Origin of the sequence: Kordia zhangzhouensis, assembly GCF_001005305.1 — a bacterium.
In the GTDB taxonomy this organism is placed as follows: Bacteria; Bacteroidota; Bacteroidia; order Flavobacteriales; family Flavobacteriaceae; genus Kordia; species Kordia zhangzhouensis.
On the sequence record NZ_LBMH01000001.1, the window covers coordinates 21,327 to 40,782 of the forward strand.

Below are 19,456 nucleotides of genomic sequence, written 5' to 3' on the forward strand. Positions count from 1 at the left end.
TCAAGGATCTGTCTGTGGATTATTTGTGTTCGACACTTCAGTACAAACAGTTAAAACGACAACCTTTGAAGCACATGCAGCGTCATCTTTAGATTTTGGAGCTCCTTTTGTTGTAGTATCAGGATTACCAGTATTCGCGCCATCTGTACCGCCCAGCAAGTAATTTCGTTCATTTAGACTTTCTATTTTTAATTTTAATGAAGATTTCTTTTTTTTCATTTTAATTATGTTTTTTATTACATGACAATGTTATGCATTTATCTTTTTAAAAAAGAAAGTTACAGATAGATATATCTTTCAATTCATGGAATTGATATGTTATTTTTCCCTTTGTTTAACTCTTTTAGAAAATATGAAGGCTTTATACCAGTTTTTTTGGCAAATGCTCTTGAGAAGGAAAGTGCATTTGTAAAACCTCCTTCTTCAGCGATAGCATTTATAGTATACTTTCTAAAATTTTTATCAGTATTTAGACGTTCAATTATATAATCTATTCTCAAGTTGTTTATGTAGGTGTTAAAATTTTTTTGGTGATAATGGTTTATAATTTTTGATAAATACTTAGTGTTAGTATTAGCTAGTTTGGCAACATCATTTAAGGTAATTTGGTTTCTAAGAAAACTATGACTTTTTTCAAAGTTTTCTAGTTCATGTAAAACTTGATTAATAATTTCTTCATCTATTTCCTCTAAAACTTTTGAAGAATTTTTAATTGAATTATCTTCTTTTGGTTGAAACTTCTGCTTATCAACAAGTAATTCAAACCTTTCTTTATATTTTTTCTTTTGCTTAGAATAATATGAAAGTAATATCATTGAAATTAATACAATTAGCACTAGAAATATAATCCAATATTTTCTCTTTTCTGAACTATTTTCAAGTTCTGATATCAGTTTTTTGTGATCGCTCATTAACTCTGGAAAATCATATTCCTTGTACAAATTTTTTACCAAATACTTATAATCATCATTTAATATACTATCTAATTGTAATAACCTAGTTGTATATACTAACTGATTTTTTGGGTCTTTTATTTCTTTGAAATAATTAATTAGTTTTTCATAAGATGATCTACAGCTCGGGAGTAAGTCACGGGTTTCTAAAAAAATAGAATCAACTTTTTGAAAATATGGAATTGATTGGTGCTTTTGATTACTTTCGTATAAAGCTGTTCCTAAATAATGATAAACTACTGCTAAGTCATCTTTACTTTCGATATAATCTTTAGCCTTGTAAATGCTGTCAATTGCTTCCGAATACTTTTTTTGATTGGTTAAATTAATTCCTTCATTCACAACAAAATGATAGTACCTTGAAGAATCTTCTCTTTCTAATGTTTCGATTATTCCTCTAGAATTAATTTCTGTGGCTTTTAAAAACTGTTTGGTTTCGTAATATACATTGGATAATTGAAACAATGTGCTAAAATACATGTCTCCCTTATCAAAATCTTTATATTTACTTTCATATTCCAAACATTCATTAAATATATCCTCAGCCTCTTTATAATTACCTATCTGTCTTTTAATAATTCCTACATTAAATTTAATGGTATAATACAGTTCCTCATTATTCTTTTTTGCATAAGTATTTGCTAAAAGATAGTCTTGTAAAGAAGCCTTGAATTTTTTTTGATCATAATAAATACCACCTCTGTATAGTAGTAAAAGAGCTGGATAAAATTTATTATCTACGCTTAAAGTAGTATTTATTGCGCTATCTAAGTAGGAAATTTTTAAATTTTCATCCTTAATTATATTGGCGTGCAATCGATATCCTGTTCCAAGCCCTAATTGATTATTTTCTTTTTTTGCTTTGGCTAAATATGCCTTCGCATATATAAGTGCCTTTTGCTTGTCATCATCAATATTTTCCCTTACGATTGAAGACAACTCAGAATACTTCTTTTTCATTAAAGAATCTTGTTGATTCTGTGAATATGCATATAAGCAAAAAAGAAAATTAAGTAAGAATAAAAAAAATCTCATGTTTCGTATATCATTTCCTCGAATTGATCTATCAATTCCCTGAATTAAAAGAATAACTTTTTGAATTATATAAGTAGCATAAATACATTTACACCAATCAAAAAAATCTGACAGCTAAAATATAATATAATTTCTAAATGTAAGAAAAGGTATGTCAGAAGTTTTTAAATCAATTTTTAAGTTTTCATTTGAACAAGTCAAATCATGATACATAAGAGGCAGCGTGAAGAATTAAGAAAAGTACTTGGTTACCATTATGCTGATGAAGTGCTTTATATTTTAAACATGCGTGGTGTTACAAGCCGAAAGGGAACACCGTATGGGAAATCCATGATCCGAAATGTATATAACGGACTCAATGAAAATAAAAAAATTGAAAGTGCAATCATGGAGCTTTACATAAAAAAGAGAAAAGAGAAAGAAGAAACATTTAATGCACGTAACCAAGTACTAGGAATAAAACGTAAGGATTCCATTAAAAAGAAAAACTAAACCCTATTATTTATTGATTACTAATTAAAAGCCATGCGTATTTCAGCATAGCCTGTAATACCCATGGCTTTTCCTAAATCTATTTTATTGTTGTTAATAGCCAAACGAACACAGATAAAATAGTCATGAAACATATTAACATAGATTTCTTGTGTGGTGTAATTATAACCATTGTGATACTTCTTTTAGCTATCATCATTGCCTATTTTATAGTAAAACCATTCAAAATCGATGATACTAAAGTTGGTGCCAACAGAACAAATAAAAAAGATAACTGAAGATTTTAGTGATTATACTTAAAAATTATATATCGCTCAATATGGCAATTATTGAATAAGAAAGTGTCTAATCAATCAGTTTGGGGAAGCTGACAGTTATACCTATATCACAAATGATAAATTATTAATTATTGTATAGCGGAAATACAGAATAGTGGTAAGGTTGGTGTTATTTTAGACAGGAGGTAAAGTAGCCTTTGTTAAGAAAGGCTGCTTTACTAATTTTTAGAAATTACTATGGACAACTATCAAAATAGTTTTATAAAAGGTTTTGTTCTAGGCTTTACAGTAGCAGCTATTGTTTTTGCCTTGATTGTATTGTTTGGAATGATTTATTACGTAACATAAAAACTCCCCAACACCTAAAATTCCCCAATTTTAAACCCTCAACTATAATTGTTGAGGGTTTTGTTTTTACAAGTGTACATTTATGTTAACAGCAATCTGACCAATTACATGAAGGCATATCATTTCCAGGACAAGAAAAATAACAAGTATGGTTGGTGTCTGGCCCTGGAGTGGGAGCTGTTTGACATAGAATATCCCAAGTCATTACTGCTCCTCCTTTTGAGGATCGATGAAAGCTCGCTATAAATTTCTTATTCAGCGTAAACGATTTTAAATTCTTTTTTTTCATGATTAAATTTTTTAGTTAACATCTTTAAATATAATCAATTAGACATTAAAACTATATCATTTGAATCTTAAATAAACTATCATAAGCATAAAAAGTTTTCTCCTACTTCATTTTTATCATAAACCAATTCATTATATTTTTTCGGATTCAATTTTCTAAATTCTTTCTCCCATACAATGTAATATCCGTTTCCATAACGTCCTCTACTTTCCATTAGATAGTCTTTTGCATCTACTATGTGCATCCATTTTTGTTCTCCTTTGAATTTTCCTTGTTTGGTCACTTTAAACATGAGTATGAAAGAAATATTCGGGTATAACTTGGGGAAGCATTTTTAAGACCGATATATAAAAGAAGCTTACCGATTTTTTTATTACGGAAACTCGTAAAACTCCTTTTTTTTAACGACAATTTTTATACCATATTCATATTGTATATTAGAACTCTATCTGTAACCTTTTGGAAGTGTTGCTCCGATATCTCGCAAATAGTTTTTGAGTCCTGCAACAGATTTATACCGTGTGATTACCATCAGGCGGAATAAGATCTGAACGTGAAGGGTGCCTGTATCTCGTAGGGACTTAAAGATATTGATTGCTGTGGTATGTCGAAAGGAATACAAACTGTGTTCCATATCCAATTTTAAGAGTTTACTACATAATTCAGACCAAGTGACTATCAACTATCGTAATGAGTAATTAATATTTTCAATCTAAAATATTCTAAAATGAGAGCAGCTGAAAATTCTTTGATTTTTTATTTTGTTGTAGCTATAACATCAAAAAAGCCCTCACGTTTCTGTGAAGGCTTGATTTTCTTAGTAGCGGGAACTGGACTCGAACCAGTGACCTTCGGGTTATGAGCCCGACGAGCTACCTACTGCTCTATCCCGCGATATTGGATTGCAAATATACAATCATTTTTTATTCTAACAACAAAAAAAGTATTTTTTTTATTGTTCAATGTTTTGCGCATCAAATTCTATTATAATTCCATCTTGACACTGTACAAAAACTTCAATTGGATTGCAACAGACTTCGCAATCTTCAATATATTTTTGCGTACGTACAGAGATATCTACTAACATGGAAATTTCTTCCCAACAATACGGGCATTGAAAAAAATACTCATTCATTATATAAAATTATAACTTACATTTCTGATTCAAGTAATTCCATTTCTTCCTGAATTGTTTCCCACTCTTCCATAAGTTTTTCTAGGGTTTTCTTTTTTTCTTGATAGGTATCAAAAAAATTGGGTTGTGCAATAGTTTCATCATAATTGACAGCCAACTCTATATCAATGTCTTTGATTTCTTTCTCCAAATCAGAAATGGCACGCTCTACTTTGTTAAGTTTATTGTTAAGCGATTTAACTTTTTTTTGCGACTCATATGAAGAAATTTTCGCTTCTGATTTTACATTTTCCTCAATTTCAATTGTACGCTTTTCTACTTCACGCAAGTCACTTACTTTTCGTTCTTCCAAATAGTAATCGATATCACCAAGATATTCTTTTATTTTCTGGTCTTTAAATTCGTAAACTTTATTAGTTAGTCCTTGCAAAAAATCACGGTCATGTGAAACAAGAATCAATGTTCCTTCAAAACTTTGTAATGCCGTTTTAAGTACATTTTTTGATTTGATATCTAAATGATTTGTTGGTTCGTCCATCACCAATACGTTGAAAGGCTGCAGTAACATTTTACACAACGCTAAGCGATTGCGTTCGCCTCCCGAAAGGACTTTCACTTTTTTGTCTACTTCTTCTCCTCTGAATAAAAAAGCGCCTAGCATATCACGCACTTTAGGGCGTGTTTTTTCATCAGCAGCTTCAATCATAGTATCTTCTACTGTCAATTCACCATTTAAGTATTCTGCTTGATTTTGAGCAAAATACCCAATTTGAACATTATGCCCTAATTCTAATTTTCCTTGATGTGAAATCTCATTGACAATAATCTTTGCTAACGTCGATTTCCCTTGCCCATTTTGTCCTACAAACGCAATTTTACTACTGCGTTCCACAAATAAATCCACATTGGAAAGCACCTTTTTTTCACCGTAGTTTTTAGAGATATTTTCACCTTCTATCACTACTTTTCCAGGTTGAATCGAGACAGGAAATTGAATGGACATGACAGCATTATCATCTTCATCGACTTCAATACGATCAATGCGTTCGAGCTTTTTGATGAGTGATTGTGCCATTGCAGCTTTGGAAGCTTTTGCACGAAATTTTTCAATGAGTTTTTCTGTATGTTGAATCTGTTTTTCTTGGTTTTTTTGCGTAGCTAATTGTTGTTCTCGAATTTCTTGTCGTAAGACTAAATACTTTGAGTACGGCTTATTATAATCATATATGCGCCCAAGAGAAATCTCAATAGTTCTATTTGTTACATTATCTAAAAACATTTTATCGTGCGATACTATGATTACAACACCTGGAAAGGTTTTCAAGAACTGTTCTAGCCAAATAATCGATTCAATATCCAAGTGGTTTGTAGGCTCATCTAAAAGCAAAATGTCATTTTGTTGAAGCAATAGTTTAGCTAATTCAATACGCATTCGCCAACCTCCAGAAAAAGTGTCTGTTTTTTTGTCGAAATCTTCACGATTGAAACCCAATCCTTGTAATACTCGTTCGGTATCTCCTTTATAATTGTAGCCTCCTAAAATTTCATATCGAGCTGTGTATTCGCTTAAATTCTCAATCAATTGATTGTACGATTCACTTTCGTAATCGGTACGTTCTGCCAGTTTGTGATTGATTTGATCAATCTTAAGTTCAAGTTTACGAATTTCTTCAAAAGCTTCATAACTTTCTTCCAAAACCGTTCGTCCTTGCGTAAATTCAATATCTTGTTTTAAAAAACCAATTGCGACATCTTTGTCTGTAGCAATTTCTCCTTCACTAGGCTCATTTTCTCTGGCAAGAATTTTTAATAATGTTGATTTTCCTGCTCCATTTTTCCCTATCAGTCCAACACGATCACCTGCATTTAATCGAAAAGATATTTCGCTAAAAAGATATGTTCCGCCAAAGGCAACTGCTATGTTATGAATATTTATCATTTATGTGACTAAAGTTACGCTATTTCTTGAAAGGAAGCTTTACTTTTGTATGAAGTAAAGCAACGTTTTATATTATTTTACAAATGTTAAAAAAAGGATCGAAAATTTATAGCATTTTAACGGGAACTTGCCCGAAATGTCAGAATGAAAGCATGTATCAGGTAAAAAATCCATACAAATTAAGCACAACACTCAAGATGAACGAAACATGCTCTCACTGCGGAACTCGTTATAAAATTGAGCCTTCTTTTTTTTACGGAGCTATGTATGTAAGCTATGGTGTTGGAATTGCGTTTGCTGTCGCTGCTTTTATTATTTCCCGTTATTTTATAGGCACTGAACTATTAACTTCCTTTTTTGCGATTATGGGAACGCTGATTGGTTTTATGCCAATTATCATGCGATTATCAAGAAATATTTGGATTAACTTTTTTATGTCCTACGATAAAAGTTTAGATAAAAAGAATACGTAAAAACATCAGATAGAGTTTTGTATAAATTTTTCAAATTAGTTTTAATTTATTAATAACTCTTCAAAACGTTTTATATTGATTTCTTGAGGAAGCTCTATATCGTTTTCCAAATAGGCATACAGTTGCTTTGCTACAGTTGGTCCAATCATTACACCTCGAGTTCCAAGACCATTTAAAACGCTTATTGTAGAGTGCTTTGGATGTTTACCTACTAAAGGTCTGCGATCAATTACTGTAGGACGAATACCTGCAACTTGATCAATAATTTCATAATTACAGTTGATGAGTTTGTCTAATTTTTCAACAAGTTCATTTTTTGCCTCAACAGTTGGCAAATTGGTTTTATCTTTCCAATTGTAAGTTGCTCCAACAGTATATATGTCATTTCCTTGAGGAATTAAAAAAACAGAAGATTTTAATACATAGTCAATTTTCAACTCAGGAGCTTTGATATAAAGTAGTTCTCCTTTTGTTCCGTTTAGAGGCAGATAGGCAAAATAAGGATTCTGTTTAATTCCAAATCCTTCACAAAATACTATCTTTTTAGCTTGAATATCTTCATAACTTACACTATCGTCCTGCCGTTTTAGTTTTTCATAGTGAAAACGATTGTCAAATAGTTTTTTTTCTTTTGCTAAATATATTCGGTATGAATTAAGTAGTTTTTCAGTAAAAACCCTTCCTGTTTCTTTGACTCTACCTAATTTATAATTTGCATTGACGGCATCATTTTTATTTGTGATAAGTTCCGTATCAAGGTATTTTGATAGCTTAGGTTGATCAGAAGCTTCAAACCACATGTTTTGCTCTTCTATAGCCGTAAACCTCCTTAAAACGGCTAATTTTTCATCAAACGAAGCATTTAACTTCTTTTCCAGTTTTTGATAAAAAGGCAAAGCCACAGCTAGTTGTTCATCTGCATTCCAAACAGGTGTAAATCGTTTTAATATTACCGGATTATACAACCCTCCTGCCACGGTTGAAGATTGCTGAGAACCATCTTCAAACACCACAAATGTTTTTCCATTTGCTTCCAATTCTTCACAAAAAGCAATCCCTGCTAATCCAGATCCAACAACTATATAATCAATCATAATGTAAAAATAAGAAACGCTCACCAAATAGTGAGCGTTTCTTGTATTGTTATGTTATGAATTTTTAGTAATTCCACATGTCTTGTTCTCTTCCTCTGATTTTTTCTTTGATTCGTTCAGATTCCAATAATTGCATGAGTGAATTCTCTTTTACGTATTCTTTCACACGTCGATCTCCTTGTACATTTTCTTCTTTATAAATCAACCCGTTAAAACGTCTTGCATTTAACAAGTGATCAAAAGATAATGGTACAGCTGCATTTCTATCATTGAATGCTTTGGCATCATGCAATATTTCTCTAACATCAGGATAGAATACCCAAAACAACTCGATTAAATCTTGCTGAGCACCATCTTGATCAATAAATTGAACATCTGGAGCTACTGGAGCAATTCCTAATAATCTGTATTTTAGTTCACCTTGACGTTTGTCAAAATACCAAACACCTTTTACGTGATATTCTTCAATATCTGCAGAAGTTAAATCTCTAACTTCGATATACTCGTCAGATAATTTTTCTCCTCTGTTTAATTGATCAAAACCTGCATCAAGAGTATCAACTCTACGTAAACTATTTTTGATATCCTCGTACTTACGAACTTCTGTAAAGTTTCCATCTGCATATACTTTTTCGATGGTCTTATTTTTTACATTTTTAAGAAGCACATCATACAAAGAGCGTCTATCTGCACGCATTCCAACCGTATCAATTGGATAATACAATGGAAAGTTTACTCTTTCGTCAAGATCAATGATTTCCCACGTTGTTGCTGACCATAGAATATCACGATCATCAACATATCCATAAGGCAATGGACCATCATTGTCTGCATCTTTTTGTGCTTGCGTTTTAACTCCAATTTCACTAGGGTCTTTCGCATTCAGCAAGTTTGCTTGTCCGAATGTTACTCCTGAAATTAAAAGTGTCAATGCAATTGTAAATAAACTTCTCCAATTCATAACAAGTGTTTTAATAATTTTAGTTTGTAATTTCAATAATTACAGGTGCTACTTTTTTGATAAGTGGACCACTACTTTTTGCTTTGATATTCAAAATTTGTACTGTTTGTCCTCGTTTAGCTCTGTTTAAAGCTGCTTGTGCTCTAGAATCTAAACGTGTTCCATTTACAGTTATTGTAGGCTGACCAGGAACTTTAAAGTCAAATTGTGTTACACGTAAAGGTAAATCGAAATCGAAGTCATCTAATTTTGCCTCAACAGTACCTTTAGCTACACCACTTTTACTCATCTTCATTGCTCCAGAAGCACCTCTAAAGTAACCTGTTGGTGCTGGAATTTCTTTAATTCTGAATGTTTTACTATCAGAAGCTCTTGAACCATCATCAAGAGTAGCAGAAACATTGATTGTTACTTCTCTACCCGTTTGAGGTTTCATATTATACTTTCCGTTGCTTAACTTTTGTAATCCAGGTGCAGTTGCGTTTACTTTATTATCAGAAACTCCTGCAAAAGAAATTGTCATTGGGTTGTTAACTCCACGATAAACCACATTCATTTTGTCTGCAGAAATCGTTGCTGAGTTTGGACGTGGAACCACTACATAGTTTGCAGAGAAATTGATAGGTAATTCTTCTCCTTTTTCAACAAAAGTAAAGGTACCTTTTACTTCATGCTCTCCAACATTTCCAGTTCTAAATCGAACACGTGCATTTCCTGCAGAATCTAAAGCCTCTTCTTCTTTTAGAGAAACTTCATCACCATTTACGTTCAATTTGATAGGTGTAACATTTGCATATTTACCTAATACCACAGTTCCTCTAAATTCTTCTCCTGCAAAGAAAGCGTTCTTTTCAGGTAAAACAATAGCTTGATAGTTTTTCAATGTAATTGCTTCTTCTAGAGAGTTTCCTAAGAAAAGGTTATACAAGTTTGCCTCTGTAGTTTTCACATCATTTTGCATTGCAGTAATTTTCGCATACGATGCAACTGCTGGAAAACCTTTAAAGTTGTAGTCTAAATAGCCCAATTTAGCTCCTTCGATAGGTTTGATATCACTTAAATCAAAACGCTTTTCAAAGTTTTCGATTGCAGTAGCATATGTTTGATCGTCTCCAAGTACATTTCTGATATCTTCTTTGTACTTACGAATTCTAGCCATTACAGCTTCTCCTTCTTTTGTTAAACGATCTCCTGTAAACCACTTTTCATCTAAGTAATCTCCTTTATCCATTTTTTCTGCAGGTAGTCCACCATCTTCAGTTCTTTCATACTGACCACCTTTAAGGATATCTTGCTTGATTCCTTCCAAGTATGCATCAAAATCGTTTGAGATTGCTCTAATTTGCTGTGCTTTTTGAGCTGGTATTCTAAATTCTGGTTTTTCTTGAGCTTTTTGATCAAGTCCAGTTAACAGTCTGTTGTTTGACTCATCTGTTAGTTCGTTTGTACTCACGAACTTTGAGTTCATTGAGTCAAATGCTGATAGTACTTCTTTGGTCATGGTCATTGCGATCATTGCAATGAACACTAAGTACATCAAGTTAATCATTTTCTGCCTTGCAGATACTTTTCCTCCTGCCATTTCTAATTAGTTTTTTTAGTTTTTTGTTTAATTTTTACTATCAATAACTAATTAGCTCTTGTTCATCGCAGATAACATTCCTCCATACACACCATTTAATGATGATAGGTTCGATGCCAATGATTGCATTTGTTCTTTTAACTTTTGTGCGTTTTCTACAGCCTCTTCATTGATTGCAGCTTGACGATTAGCACTTTCCATTTGTACTTTGTAAAGACTATTTAATGATTCCATTTGCGCTGCCGCTAATGACATCTCTTCGCTATATTTTTTTGTAGAAGCGATTGCATCAACTGTTGGAGAAATACTTTTTGCAGCTCCTTCGAAGTTACGGATACTGTTTCCTAAGCTCTGCATTAATTCACCGTCAATTTTAGCATCTTTTAATAAGTTATCTAATTTCTTAGATAATAATCCTTCAGCGTCAGTAGCTTCTTCTACTTTTTTAGCTTTTGCTTTTGCTGATCCTCCAGCTAATTCTGGATATACTAATGACCAATCTAGTTCATCTGTTTGTCTTTCGAAAGCTGAGTATGTAAATACAAGTGCTTCTACAATCATTCCAATTGTAAGAATCTCACTACCATAAGGCCAGTGCTGAATTTTAAATAATGCTCCTACAATTACAATTGCCGCTCCAAGTCCATAAACCATGTTCGTTAGCGTAATCTTGCCATTCTTTGCCATAATAATCTAATTTTTAGTTTAGTGTTTAGTTAATAAAATTTTAGTGTTGGGTTAACCGTGGTTTTTTTATAAGTGTGTCAATAGTTAGTGTCTATGTATTATCTTTTCCCAGTACCAATTACATCTGTACCCATGTAACTTTGTACTGTTCTGAATCCAATGTAGCTTCTTGCTGAGTCTTTGTACTCAAAATCTCTTGTACTAACTTGCAAGAAGTATTCTACGTCTTTCCATGATCCACCGCGAATAACTTTACGCTTGTTTAACGTATCGTTTACGTTAGGACTCATTGTAGACATATATTCGTATGAGCTTGGATCGTAAGAAGAAGCCGTCCATTCAGAAACATTTCCTGCCATGTTGTATAAATTGAAATCATTTGGCTCAAATGCATCTGCTTCTACTGTGTATAATGCTTGATCGGCAGCGTAGTTTCCTCGCAAAGGTTTGAAGTTTGCCAAGAAACACCCTCTGTCATTCATAGTGTATGGTCCTCCCCAAGGATATGTTGCTCCTTCGAGACCACCACGAGCAGCATATTCCCACTCTGCTTCAGAAGGTAATCTGAATTTGTTGATTAAGTGACGTTTTCTTTCTTTTCTGTAGATATTCTTTTTAAGAGTTCTCCATTCACAGAATGCTTTTGCTTGTTTCCAAGTAACACCCACTACTGGATAGTCATTGTATGCATCATGCCAAAAATAATCATTGTGCATTGGCTCATTGTATGAATATTCAAAATCTCTAATCCAAACGGTTGTATCTGGGTATACCTCTATATTTTCTCTTTTAATAAATTCCGTACGTTTTAAACCTTTGTTTTTTGCAGCACTTTCAATATCCATCCATGTATATTGGAAGCGTACTTTAGTCCAATCAATCGTACGTTGTCCGTTATAAGATTCTGCTTCAGGAATCAACATAGAGTCCATTACTTCTGCATAATATTCATCTGGAATTTCAGAGTAATCCCAAATCAAATCTTCGTCACGGTTCAATCTTCTTCCCTCGTATCCTGTTACTCCCAATCCAACATAGTTTTCAAGATTGTATTTCTCCCATGCAGTTAAGTTTGTGGTATCCGCATCTTTAAACGCATACTTAGCAATTCCTCCTTCATTTGGATCAGTTTTACCTTCTTCATCAGCTAAAATAGCTAGTTTAGTTCTGATGATAGAATCTCTTACCCAATAGACAAACTCTCTATATTCACTATTAGTAATTTCTGTTTCGTCCATGTAAAATGAAGGAACGGTCACAGTTTTAGTTGGTGCGTTCTTAGTTTGAGCGATATCGTCATCAGACTTACCCATGATAAAAGAACCCCCTGGAACTAATGTCATACCATAAGGTTTTTCTGGATGCCATTTTTTTCCTTTGACACCGACTAACTCACCTCTGTCTTTGGAACCACAGCTATAGAGAAATGCTAAAACGGCTGTTAATACAACAATCTTTTTCATACGGATTTATTGAGGTTAATACGTTTTTTATAGATTTTAAGGGCGTAAACCTATCTATTTATTTTTAAAAAAACAATTTTTTATTCTAAAAACTAAAGGTTTTAAACTGCTTTTCGCAAATATAATTTTAAGGTTTTCTTAACACGCTTATTAATTTATACTTTTTTTATACGCCATCCACCATCTTTCTGGAATTATTTGATTACATGCATTCAAATAATCTTGGTGGGTGCAAGGTAATAACGTATGTCTTTTTAATTTATTATTCAAACTTGAAATAAATGGTATTTCTATCCACCATCTTTCTGTTTTATTGCTTTTATAGAAGATCATTTCTTCTGTTTCGTGAGGCACTATATATTTGGTATAATCATCTTTAGAGGTAAATGGATAGTCGTTTACACGATAGTTTACACCTTCAATAAAATACCAAATCATTTGCGCAACAAGCATCGCTGTTATTTCTTCATCTTTCGTATTTTTATATTCAAATATTCCAAAAGATGATACTTTATCACTGATTCCTGCGTATCGACTGATGGCACAAATTTCCTTTCCATCTAGTCCGTTGGGAGATGTATTTTGATTCCCACTAACTTCAGACGCCTTTACTGCAGATAAATCAATTCCAACTATATCTGCATCGCGTGTAATAGGTTCTACAATACTAATATCACTCGAAACCTGTCCTAAACGATATGCATCAAAGAACAGTTTTTGCATTAAGTCAATTTCCTCTTGCGAATTGAAGTAGGTTTGATAGCCAATATTACTGTAGTTAAAGAGATTATGTGGCGATTCCATGATAATCTTCCCCATATAGGTATGATTACTGACCATTTGCACTTCTGATCCAAAGTCAAACTTACTATCTACATTGACAATATTGACCGTTTGTTCCATATTATCATACGCTCTGTACATAGCATACATTAAATCTTGACTTCCTCCCAATATTATTGGAATGATATTTTTTTTAAGAAGTGGCTCCATGATTCTTTTGAGCGCAGCATAAGTATCTTCTACGGTTTCTCCTTTGTAAAGATTCCCTAAATCGACCATTTTATGACTCCAATTTCCAGGAAATAGACTGTAAAAAGCTTTTCTAATTTCCAACAAATCCAATTGTTCTCCTAAGTAATTAATATCACTTCTGTTTTCCAAAACTGCTATGATTGCAAATTTTGCAGAAAGTATAGTTTCAGGCAAGCCATTTTTAGAAGTATGAATATCAATCTGATTTCCTAAATTTTGTTTGGAAAGCAATTCATTATGAGCCATCAATATATCATTGACAGGCGATAAAAACTCAAACTCCATTATTTTTTGGCTTTGGCTTTAGGTTTTGCTTTGGTTTTTTTCTTTGGCGCTTTTTCTTCGATCATTTTTTGCACTTCTTCTAGTGTCAGTTTAGAAGCATCAACTGTTTTTGGCAGTTCTATTTTTGTTTTTCCTTTGATGATATTACTCCTTCCCCAACGTGCTTTTTCTATTCGAATACCTTCTTCTTCCCAGTTTTGGATTATTTTTTCCCTTTCTTTTTGCTTTTTATCTTCAATCAACTCTTCAATATCTGATTTCGACAAATTATCAAAATCATATTTTTTGTTTACATTGATAAAAATTCCGTTCCATTTTAAGAAAGGACCAAAACGACCTACACCTTTCGTAACATCATGTCCTTCATATTGTGCTATTGGCGCATCAGCTTCTTCGCGAGCCTGAATTAATTCAATAGCTCTATCCATTTTTACATCTAGGGGATCTTCTCCTTTATCTAAGGAAATAAATTTTTTCCCAAACTTCACATATGGTCCAAAACGCCCGTTATTTACCTCAACTGTTTCCCCTTTATATTCACCCAGTTTTTTTGGCAACTTAAAGAGATCCATAGCTTCTTCAAAGGTGATTGTATTTAATTGCTGATCGGGACTTAAACTAGCAAATTGCGGCTTTTCTTCGTCATCTACCGTTCCTATTTGCACCATTGGCCCAAATTTACCCAATCGCACACTGACTTGTTTACCCGTAGCTGGATCTGTTCCCAAAATACGTTCTCCAGACTCACGCTCAGCATTTTCTTTTACATCTTCTACTTTTGGGTGAAAATCCTTGTAAAAACTTTTCATCATGTCTTTCCACTCTTCATTTCCAGAAGCAATGTCATCAAAATCCTGCTCTACTTTTGCAGTAAAATTATAATCTAGAATAGACGAGAAATTTTTAACCAAGAAATCATTCACAATCATTCCGATATCAGTTGGAACAAGTTTTCCTTTGTCAGAACCCACCTTTTCAGTAAGTTCTTTCTCTATGATTTTATCATTTTGCAGTGTTAATTGCTGATAGTTTCTTTCGATACCTTCAATTGTTCCTTTTTCAATATAACCTCTGTTTTGTATTGTAGAGATGGTTGGCGCATAGGTTGACGGTCTTCCTATACCTAATTCTTCTAATTGTTTCACTAAAGAAGCTTCTGTATAACGGTACGGAGCTTTTGTATAGCGCTGAGTAGCTGTAATAGATTCATTGGTTAGCTGCTCTTCCACTTTTAGTGTTGGCAACATACCATCTTGCTCCTCTTCTTCTTCATCTTTTCCTTCTAAATAAACTTTTAAGAAACCTTCAAATTTAAGCACTTCTCCATTTGCTGTAAATAACTCATTATGAGTGCTTGCTTGTATTTTAGCATTGGTACGTTCTAAGCGCGCATCACTCATTTGAGAAGCTAGCGTACGTTTCCAAATCAATTCATACAAACGCACCTGATCATATTCAGCATCAATGCTATGATTTTCCATATTCGTTGGACGAATTGCTTCGTGAGCTTCCTGCGCACCTTTGGATTTGCTTGTATAGTTTCGCGGTTTGCTATATTCTTCTCCGTAGGAACGAATAATTTCTGCTTGAGCTGCATTTTTAGCCTCTTTAGAAAGATTCACACTATCCGTTCTCATATAGGTGATATACCCTGCTTCGTATAAACGTTGTGCCAACGTCATCGTTTTACTAACTGAAAAATATAATTTACGCGAAGCTTCCTGTTGCAATGTAGATGTTGTAAAAGGTGCTGCGGGTGATTTTTTAGCAGGTTTTGTTTCTAGACTAGCAATTGTAAAGTTTGCCCCAACATTTTTGGCTAAGAATTCTTTGGCAGCTTTGTGAGTTGCAAATGTTTTATTAAGTCTCGCTTTAAATTTTTTACCTTCAGAGTTTAAAAATTCGGCTGCAACCTTAAATGACGCTTTAGGTTTAAAATCCTGTATTTCACGTTCACGTTCTACTATAAGTCGCACAGATACAGATTGCACTCTTCCGGCAGATAATCCTCCTTTTACCTTTCTCCAAAGAACAGGCGATAATTCATATCCAACCAATCTATCTAGAATTCGACGTGCTTGTTGTGCATTGACAAGATTATAATCAATATCACGCGGATTTTCTATAGCTTTAAGAATGGCTGATTTGGTAATTTCATGAAAAACAATTCGTTTTGTACGCTTAGGATCTAATTTTAGTGTTTCTGCTAAGTGCCATGCAATGGCTTCTCCTTCACGGTCCTCATCACTAGCTAGCCAAACCATTTCTGCTTTTTTCGCTAAATCTTTTAGCTGTTTTACTACTGATTTTTTATCACTAGATACAATGTATTCAGGTTCAAAATCACCTTCTACATTTACTCCTAGTTCTTTGGAAGGCAGGTCTGCAATATGTCCAAAACTTGACGCAACTTTATACTCTTTACCCAGAAATTTTTCAATTGTTTTTGCCTTTGCAGGTGACTCCACAATTACCAGATTCTTTGCCATATATCATTTTTTTCAGAGTACAAAAGTAGGCAGATTTTTATTTATTGGCACATTTTTTTCAGTTTTCAGTATTTTAACCAACATAACAACGTCCTTTTTTTGCACTTAAAAATCATAGGTAATCCCGACGGTAAATGCTCCAAATTTCTTAGCTCCAAGATAGGTAATGTATGGAGATAATTCATATTTAAAAACCAACCCAACTTTTTTATAATGAAGCCCAGAAAAAAGCCCGTAGTTTATTTTTTGCTCAAAGAAATTTGAAGTATTGTAGCCCAAAAGTTCATTGTTTGGTGAATAAAGCTCATACCCTACATACGAACCCGCTTCTATGCTAAAGTGCCCAAATCGCTTTTCAAAACTAGATATCAAATTCAAACTCACTTCACCTTTATTAAAACTAATAGAATCATTTTTAATGTGGAGGTTTCTATATTGAACCGAAGCTCCGTAGTTAAAAATGTAGTTGTTTTTTAATTCTTTTTCTTCCGTATAAGACACTTCTACCACATACGATTGTAGAAATTTATAATTGTTTGACGACGTAAACCCATTAAAACCAACCATTACGTCAAAGTTTTCATAGATGACTTTCTTTGTTTTTTTAGATTGCTTAGCACGCTTCTTTTGTAACGTTTCTGGAACAACCAAAGAAAATTCGTAAAGCTTTACACCAACTTTCTCCATATAAAACACCTCATCATCTTCAAGAATAAACGTTTTCTCTTCTTCTTTTTTAACCATATCAAAATCAACACCTTGCTGTTCACTGGAATGATTTTTATCGTACGATCGCAAAGAAGATGTGTTAATTTGAGTCGTTGAATTGACATCAACAGAAGTTTTTCTTGTTATGTTATCAATAGATGAAACTTTTACCTTCTCAATACTTATTTTTTCTTTGGAATTAATATTTATCTTTTCTTGAGAGGCACTTTTAGAAATATGCTGCATTTTGTTTTGAGATGGTATTTTTTTCTCTTTCGTGTGTGTCATTGAATTTTGCTCAATATTCTCGCCAAAATGACCAACGGTATAAACACTCAACCATCCAAATAGCATCAACAACAATAAATACACAGCAAACCTTTTACGTTTTTTACGTTTTATTTTTTGTTGAACGATTTCCCAACCATTTTCAGAAGGAATACTCGTTTTATCGGAGAGTTCGCTTTTAGCAAGCGCATCTATAAAATCAAAATCTTCCATGTGCTTTTTTTACGGTTTGCAATTGCTCTTTTAATAGTTTTCGCGCTCTATATAAGCGTGTTTTGGAAGTTGCTTCTGGTATTTTTAACAACTTTGCAATTTCTTTATGTGAATATTCTTCAACTGCATACAAGTTGAACACGAGTTTAAATTCCAACGGAAGCTGCTCAACCAATTGTTGAATTTGAGAAACTTCTTCTAAAGGTTCTTGATAGGTTTTTTGTGATGATAGGATTATTTCGCTTTGTGAAGCAATCAAAAATTTCTTCTTTCGCAAAAAAGACAAACTTTCACGAATCATAATTTTCCGCACCCAACCTTCAAAGCTTCCTTCGTGTTTGTATTTTTTTATATTGAAAAAAACCTTTACAAAACCATTTTGCATCGCTTCTTCGGCCATAGCGCTATCTGAAATAAAATTTTGACACGCAGCCAACATTTTAGGTGCAAGTGTATCATACACTGCTTTTTGAGCAAGTTTGTCATTTTTGCGCAAGCCTACAATATCATGTTTTTCTACGTTTATTTTTTTCAAAAACGTTTTCCTAGTTTGATTGGTTTGTATTTGAATAGAGTTTAGCAATTTGTCGCTATGATTGTGATTGGAATAATAAAAGTTTCTCCACTTACACCATAATTTACACGTACATATATTGTTTGCGATTGAGTATTATTTTGATACAGTGTTTGCGACAACATATTGACCTCTGCATCTGCGTCCATTTGTGTTTCGTAAAACGCAATACTATCATCTGATGTAAGTTCTGCTAAATCTTCAATTTGCAAGATACAAGGTATGTAATTTTCAAAGGCAAATTCAGAAATTCCAGAATTATCCACTATTTCACATTCAGAAAAAATTAATTCTGTACAGTAATTACCGTCACACTCTTTAGTTAGAATAAAACTGGTCGCATCATTTGTAAAACGCATCAAATTGTTGGATAAAATTTCAGTTTTCCAATCAAAATTCCAATCATCAGCTGTTACTCCTTGATTCTCAAAAGTAACATTTGTATGCAATTCATCTTCAATAAAATAAACAATCCAAGTTCCTTCATGCAATTCGCCATTATTGTAGAATTGTATTGTTCCATCGCTCGCAACATCAAAAACCGCATTTTCGTATGTATTGACAGTTTGATCTTCATGCGACACCACCCAAACACATTCTTGAAGTAACAATTCGCAATTCCCTATTTGTTCTTCTTGATCTGCCGCTATACAATCATCAATAGATTGTTTGAGTTCTTCTTTATTTTGAATCAAGAATTCTTCTCCATTATTTAAAATACTTTGAATAGGAAAATTGATTCCAATACTGTTCCCGCTGGCAATATTTCCCAATATAGAGCTAAATTGCTCATCGCTATGCACTATGTATTCACCAACCACCATTAAGCTTGCGTCAAACTCTAACATTGTAAATGAATAGATAAATTGAATACACGTAATATCTTCGTCTGTATCTGTTTCCGCTACACGTGTAATTAGTTCAAATAACTCTGAATCTTTTTGAATAACATTTTCTAGCGCAACCGTTCCAACCTCTTCATTATCATCAAGATCTGAGCATGAGAAAAAACAAACACTCAAAAAAAGAACAAATATGATATTGTAAAAAAATGGTTTCATAGCAACAACGTTTTAATGGTTTCTATATATATAGACGATTATTTTTTTGCAAAGGTTCCCGAAAAACAATTTTT

At 33.0% G+C, this 19,456-nt stretch carries 18 protein-coding genes and 1 tRNA gene; 2 read left to right on the forward strand and 17 right to left on the reverse strand.

What is annotated here, in order from left to right; translation table 11 throughout:
- On the reverse strand, positions 1–219 hold the full coding sequence (locus AA088_RS00115) for a hypothetical protein (RefSeq protein ID WP_046742921.1): 219 nt from the start codon (positions 217–219) through the stop codon (positions 1–3).
- Between the two features lie 83 nt (positions 220–302).
- Entirely contained in the window at positions 303–1,913 is a 1,611-nt protein-coding gene (locus tag AA088_RS00120) for a helix-turn-helix domain-containing protein (protein ID WP_046742922.1), read from the reverse strand.
- A 279-nt stretch (positions 1,914–2,192) separates the two neighbouring features.
- On the opposite strand from AA088_RS00120, the gene AA088_RS00125 reads away from it, so the two are divergent.
- On the forward strand, positions 2,193–2,480 hold the full coding sequence (locus tag AA088_RS00125) for a hypothetical protein (RefSeq protein ID WP_046742923.1): 288 nt from the start codon (positions 2,193–2,195) through the stop codon (positions 2,478–2,480).
- 711 nt (positions 2,481–3,191) lie between these two features.
- Here AA088_RS00125 and AA088_RS18105 read toward each other — a convergent pair.
- From AA088_RS18105 to AA088_RS00145, 5 genes are all read right to left on the reverse strand, one after another.
- The gene (locus tag AA088_RS18105; protein ID WP_156168322.1) at positions 3,192–3,395 is read right to left on the reverse strand and encodes a hypothetical protein; all 204 of its coding nucleotides are present in this window, start codon (positions 3,393–3,395) and stop codon (positions 3,192–3,194) included.
- A gap of 79 nt (positions 3,396–3,474) precedes the next feature.
- Positions 3,475–3,687 (reverse strand): hypothetical protein, encoded by a 213-nt coding sequence (locus AA088_RS00130; protein WP_046742924.1) that lies wholly within the window; start codon positions 3,685–3,687, stop codon positions 3,475–3,477.
- A gap of 529 nt (positions 3,688–4,216) precedes the next feature.
- Positions 4,217–4,289: transfer RNA gene (locus AA088_RS00135), tRNA-Met, on the reverse strand.
- 58 nt (positions 4,290–4,347) lie between these two features.
- Entirely contained in the window at positions 4,348–4,530 is a 183-nt protein-coding gene (locus AA088_RS00140; protein ID WP_046742925.1) for a CPXCG motif-containing cysteine-rich protein, read from the reverse strand.
- 16 nt (positions 4,531–4,546) lie between these two features.
- Complete coding sequence (locus tag AA088_RS00145) at positions 4,547–6,469, reverse strand: ABC-F family ATP-binding cassette domain-containing protein (protein ID WP_046742926.1); 1,923 nt, start codon at positions 6,467–6,469, stop codon at positions 4,547–4,549.
- Positions 6,470–6,552: 83 nt separating this feature from the next.
- Between AA088_RS00145 and AA088_RS00150 the strand changes: the two genes are divergently transcribed.
- Complete coding sequence (locus AA088_RS00150; RefSeq protein ID WP_046742927.1) at positions 6,553–6,942, forward strand: DUF983 domain-containing protein; 390 nt, start codon at positions 6,553–6,555, stop codon at positions 6,940–6,942.
- 41 nt (positions 6,943–6,983) lie between these two features.
- Here AA088_RS00150 and AA088_RS00155 read toward each other — a convergent pair whose 3' ends face one another.
- The 10 genes from AA088_RS00155 to AA088_RS00200 form a co-directional block, all read right to left on the reverse strand.
- Positions 6,984–8,036 (reverse strand): NAD(P)/FAD-dependent oxidoreductase, encoded by a 1,053-nt coding sequence (locus AA088_RS00155; protein ID WP_046742928.1) that lies wholly within the window; start codon positions 8,034–8,036, stop codon positions 6,984–6,986.
- Positions 8,037–8,100: 64 nt separating this feature from the next.
- Positions 8,101–8,997 carry a type IX secretion system ring subunit PorN/GldN gene (porN, locus tag AA088_RS00160; RefSeq protein WP_046743168.1) on the reverse strand — a complete coding sequence of 299 codons (897 nt, stop codon included), beginning with the start codon at positions 8,995–8,997 and terminating at the stop codon, positions 8,101–8,103.
- A gap of 19 nt (positions 8,998–9,016) precedes the next feature.
- The gene (gene porM / locus AA088_RS00165; protein WP_046742929.1) at positions 9,017–10,579 is read right to left on the reverse strand and encodes a type IX secretion system motor protein PorM/GldM; all 1,563 of its coding nucleotides are present in this window, start codon (positions 10,577–10,579) and stop codon (positions 9,017–9,019) included.
- 51 nt (positions 10,580–10,630) lie between these two features.
- The gene (gene porL, locus AA088_RS00170; protein WP_046742930.1) at positions 10,631–11,266 is read right to left on the reverse strand and encodes a type IX secretion system motor protein PorL/GldL; all 636 of its coding nucleotides are present in this window, start codon (positions 11,264–11,266) and stop codon (positions 10,631–10,633) included.
- A 98-nt stretch (positions 11,267–11,364) separates the two neighbouring features.
- Positions 11,365–12,729, reverse strand: coding sequence for a T9SS ring complex lipoprotein PorK/GldK (gene porK / locus AA088_RS00175; RefSeq protein ID WP_046742931.1), 1,365 nt, complete (start codon positions 12,727–12,729; stop codon positions 11,365–11,367).
- 150 nt (positions 12,730–12,879) lie between these two features.
- A complete protein-coding gene (locus tag AA088_RS00180) occupies positions 12,880–14,049 on the reverse strand; it encodes a formimidoylglutamase (protein ID WP_046742932.1) in 1,170 nt (389 codons plus the stop codon).
- Positions 14,049–16,538, reverse strand: a complete 2,490-nt coding sequence (topA, locus tag AA088_RS00185; protein WP_046742933.1) for a type I DNA topoisomerase — start codon at positions 16,536–16,538, stop codon at positions 14,049–14,051. Before topA ends, AA088_RS00180 begins: the two co-directional genes overlap by 1 nt.
- Before the next feature lie 105 nt (positions 16,539–16,643).
- Entirely contained in the window at positions 16,644–17,747 is a 1,104-nt protein-coding gene (locus AA088_RS00190) for a hypothetical protein (protein ID WP_046742934.1), read from the reverse strand.
- On the reverse strand, positions 17,734–18,282 hold the full coding sequence (locus AA088_RS00195) for an RNA polymerase sigma factor (RefSeq protein ID WP_046743169.1): 549 nt from the start codon (positions 18,280–18,282) through the stop codon (positions 17,734–17,736). The genes AA088_RS00190 and AA088_RS00195 overlap by 14 nt, the downstream gene beginning before the upstream one ends.
- Before the next feature lie 41 nt (positions 18,283–18,323).
- On the reverse strand, positions 18,324–19,382 hold the full coding sequence (locus tag AA088_RS00200) for a hypothetical protein (RefSeq protein WP_046742935.1): 1,059 nt from the start codon (positions 19,380–19,382) through the stop codon (positions 18,324–18,326).
- Positions 19,383–19,456: the final 74 nt, after the last annotated feature.

Excerpts from the sequence above, each read along its gene's own strand:
- AA088_RS00115 (WP_046742921.1), bottom strand. The coding sequence starts at position 219 with ATGAAAAAAAAGAAATCTTCATTAAAATTAAAAATAGAAAGTCTAAAT.
- AA088_RS00120 (WP_046742922.1), bottom strand. The coding sequence starts at position 1,913 with ATGAAAAAGAAGTATTCTGAGTTGTCTTCAATCGTAAGGGAAAATATT.
- AA088_RS00125 (WP_046742923.1), top strand. The coding sequence starts at position 2,193 with ATGATACATAAGAGGCAGCGTGAAGAATTAAGAAAAGTACTTGGTTAC.
- AA088_RS18105 (WP_156168322.1), bottom strand. The coding sequence starts at position 3,395 with ATGAAAAAAAAGAATTTAAAATCGTTTACGCTGAATAAGAAATTTATA.
- AA088_RS00130 (WP_046742924.1), bottom strand. The coding sequence starts at position 3,687 with ATGTTTAAAGTGACCAAACAAGGAAAATTCAAAGGAGAACAAAAATGG.
- AA088_RS00140 (WP_046742925.1), bottom strand. The coding sequence starts at position 4,530 with ATGAATGAGTATTTTTTTCAATGCCCGTATTGTTGGGAAGAAATTTCC.
- AA088_RS00145 (WP_046742926.1), bottom strand. The coding sequence starts at position 6,469 with ATGATAAATATTCATAACATAGCAGTTGCCTTTGGCGGAACATATCTT.
- AA088_RS00150 (WP_046742927.1), top strand. The coding sequence starts at position 6,553 with ATGTTAAAAAAAGGATCGAAAATTTATAGCATTTTAACGGGAACTTGC.
- AA088_RS00155 (WP_046742928.1), bottom strand. The coding sequence starts at position 8,036 with ATGATTGATTATATAGTTGTTGGATCTGGATTAGCAGGGATTGCTTTT.
- porN (WP_046743168.1), bottom strand. The coding sequence starts at position 8,997 with ATGAATTGGAGAAGTTTATTTACAATTGCATTGACACTTTTAATTTCA.
- porM (WP_046742929.1), bottom strand. The coding sequence starts at position 10,579 with ATGGCAGGAGGAAAAGTATCTGCAAGGCAGAAAATGATTAACTTGATG.
- porL (WP_046742930.1), bottom strand. The coding sequence starts at position 11,266 with ATGGCAAAGAATGGCAAGATTACGCTAACGAACATGGTTTATGGACTT.
- porK (WP_046742931.1), bottom strand. The coding sequence starts at position 12,729 with ATGAAAAAGATTGTTGTATTAACAGCCGTTTTAGCATTTCTCTATAGC.
- AA088_RS00180 (WP_046742932.1), bottom strand. The coding sequence starts at position 14,049 with ATGGAGTTTGAGTTTTTATCGCCTGTCAATGATATATTGATGGCTCAT.
- topA (WP_046742933.1), bottom strand. The coding sequence starts at position 16,538 with ATGGCAAAGAATCTGGTAATTGTGGAGTCACCTGCAAAGGCAAAAACA.
- AA088_RS00190 (WP_046742934.1), bottom strand. The coding sequence starts at position 17,747 with ATGGAAGATTTTGATTTTATAGATGCGCTTGCTAAAAGCGAACTCTCC.
- AA088_RS00200 (WP_046742935.1), bottom strand. The coding sequence starts at position 19,382 with ATGAAACCATTTTTTTACAATATCATATTTGTTCTTTTTTTGAGTGTT.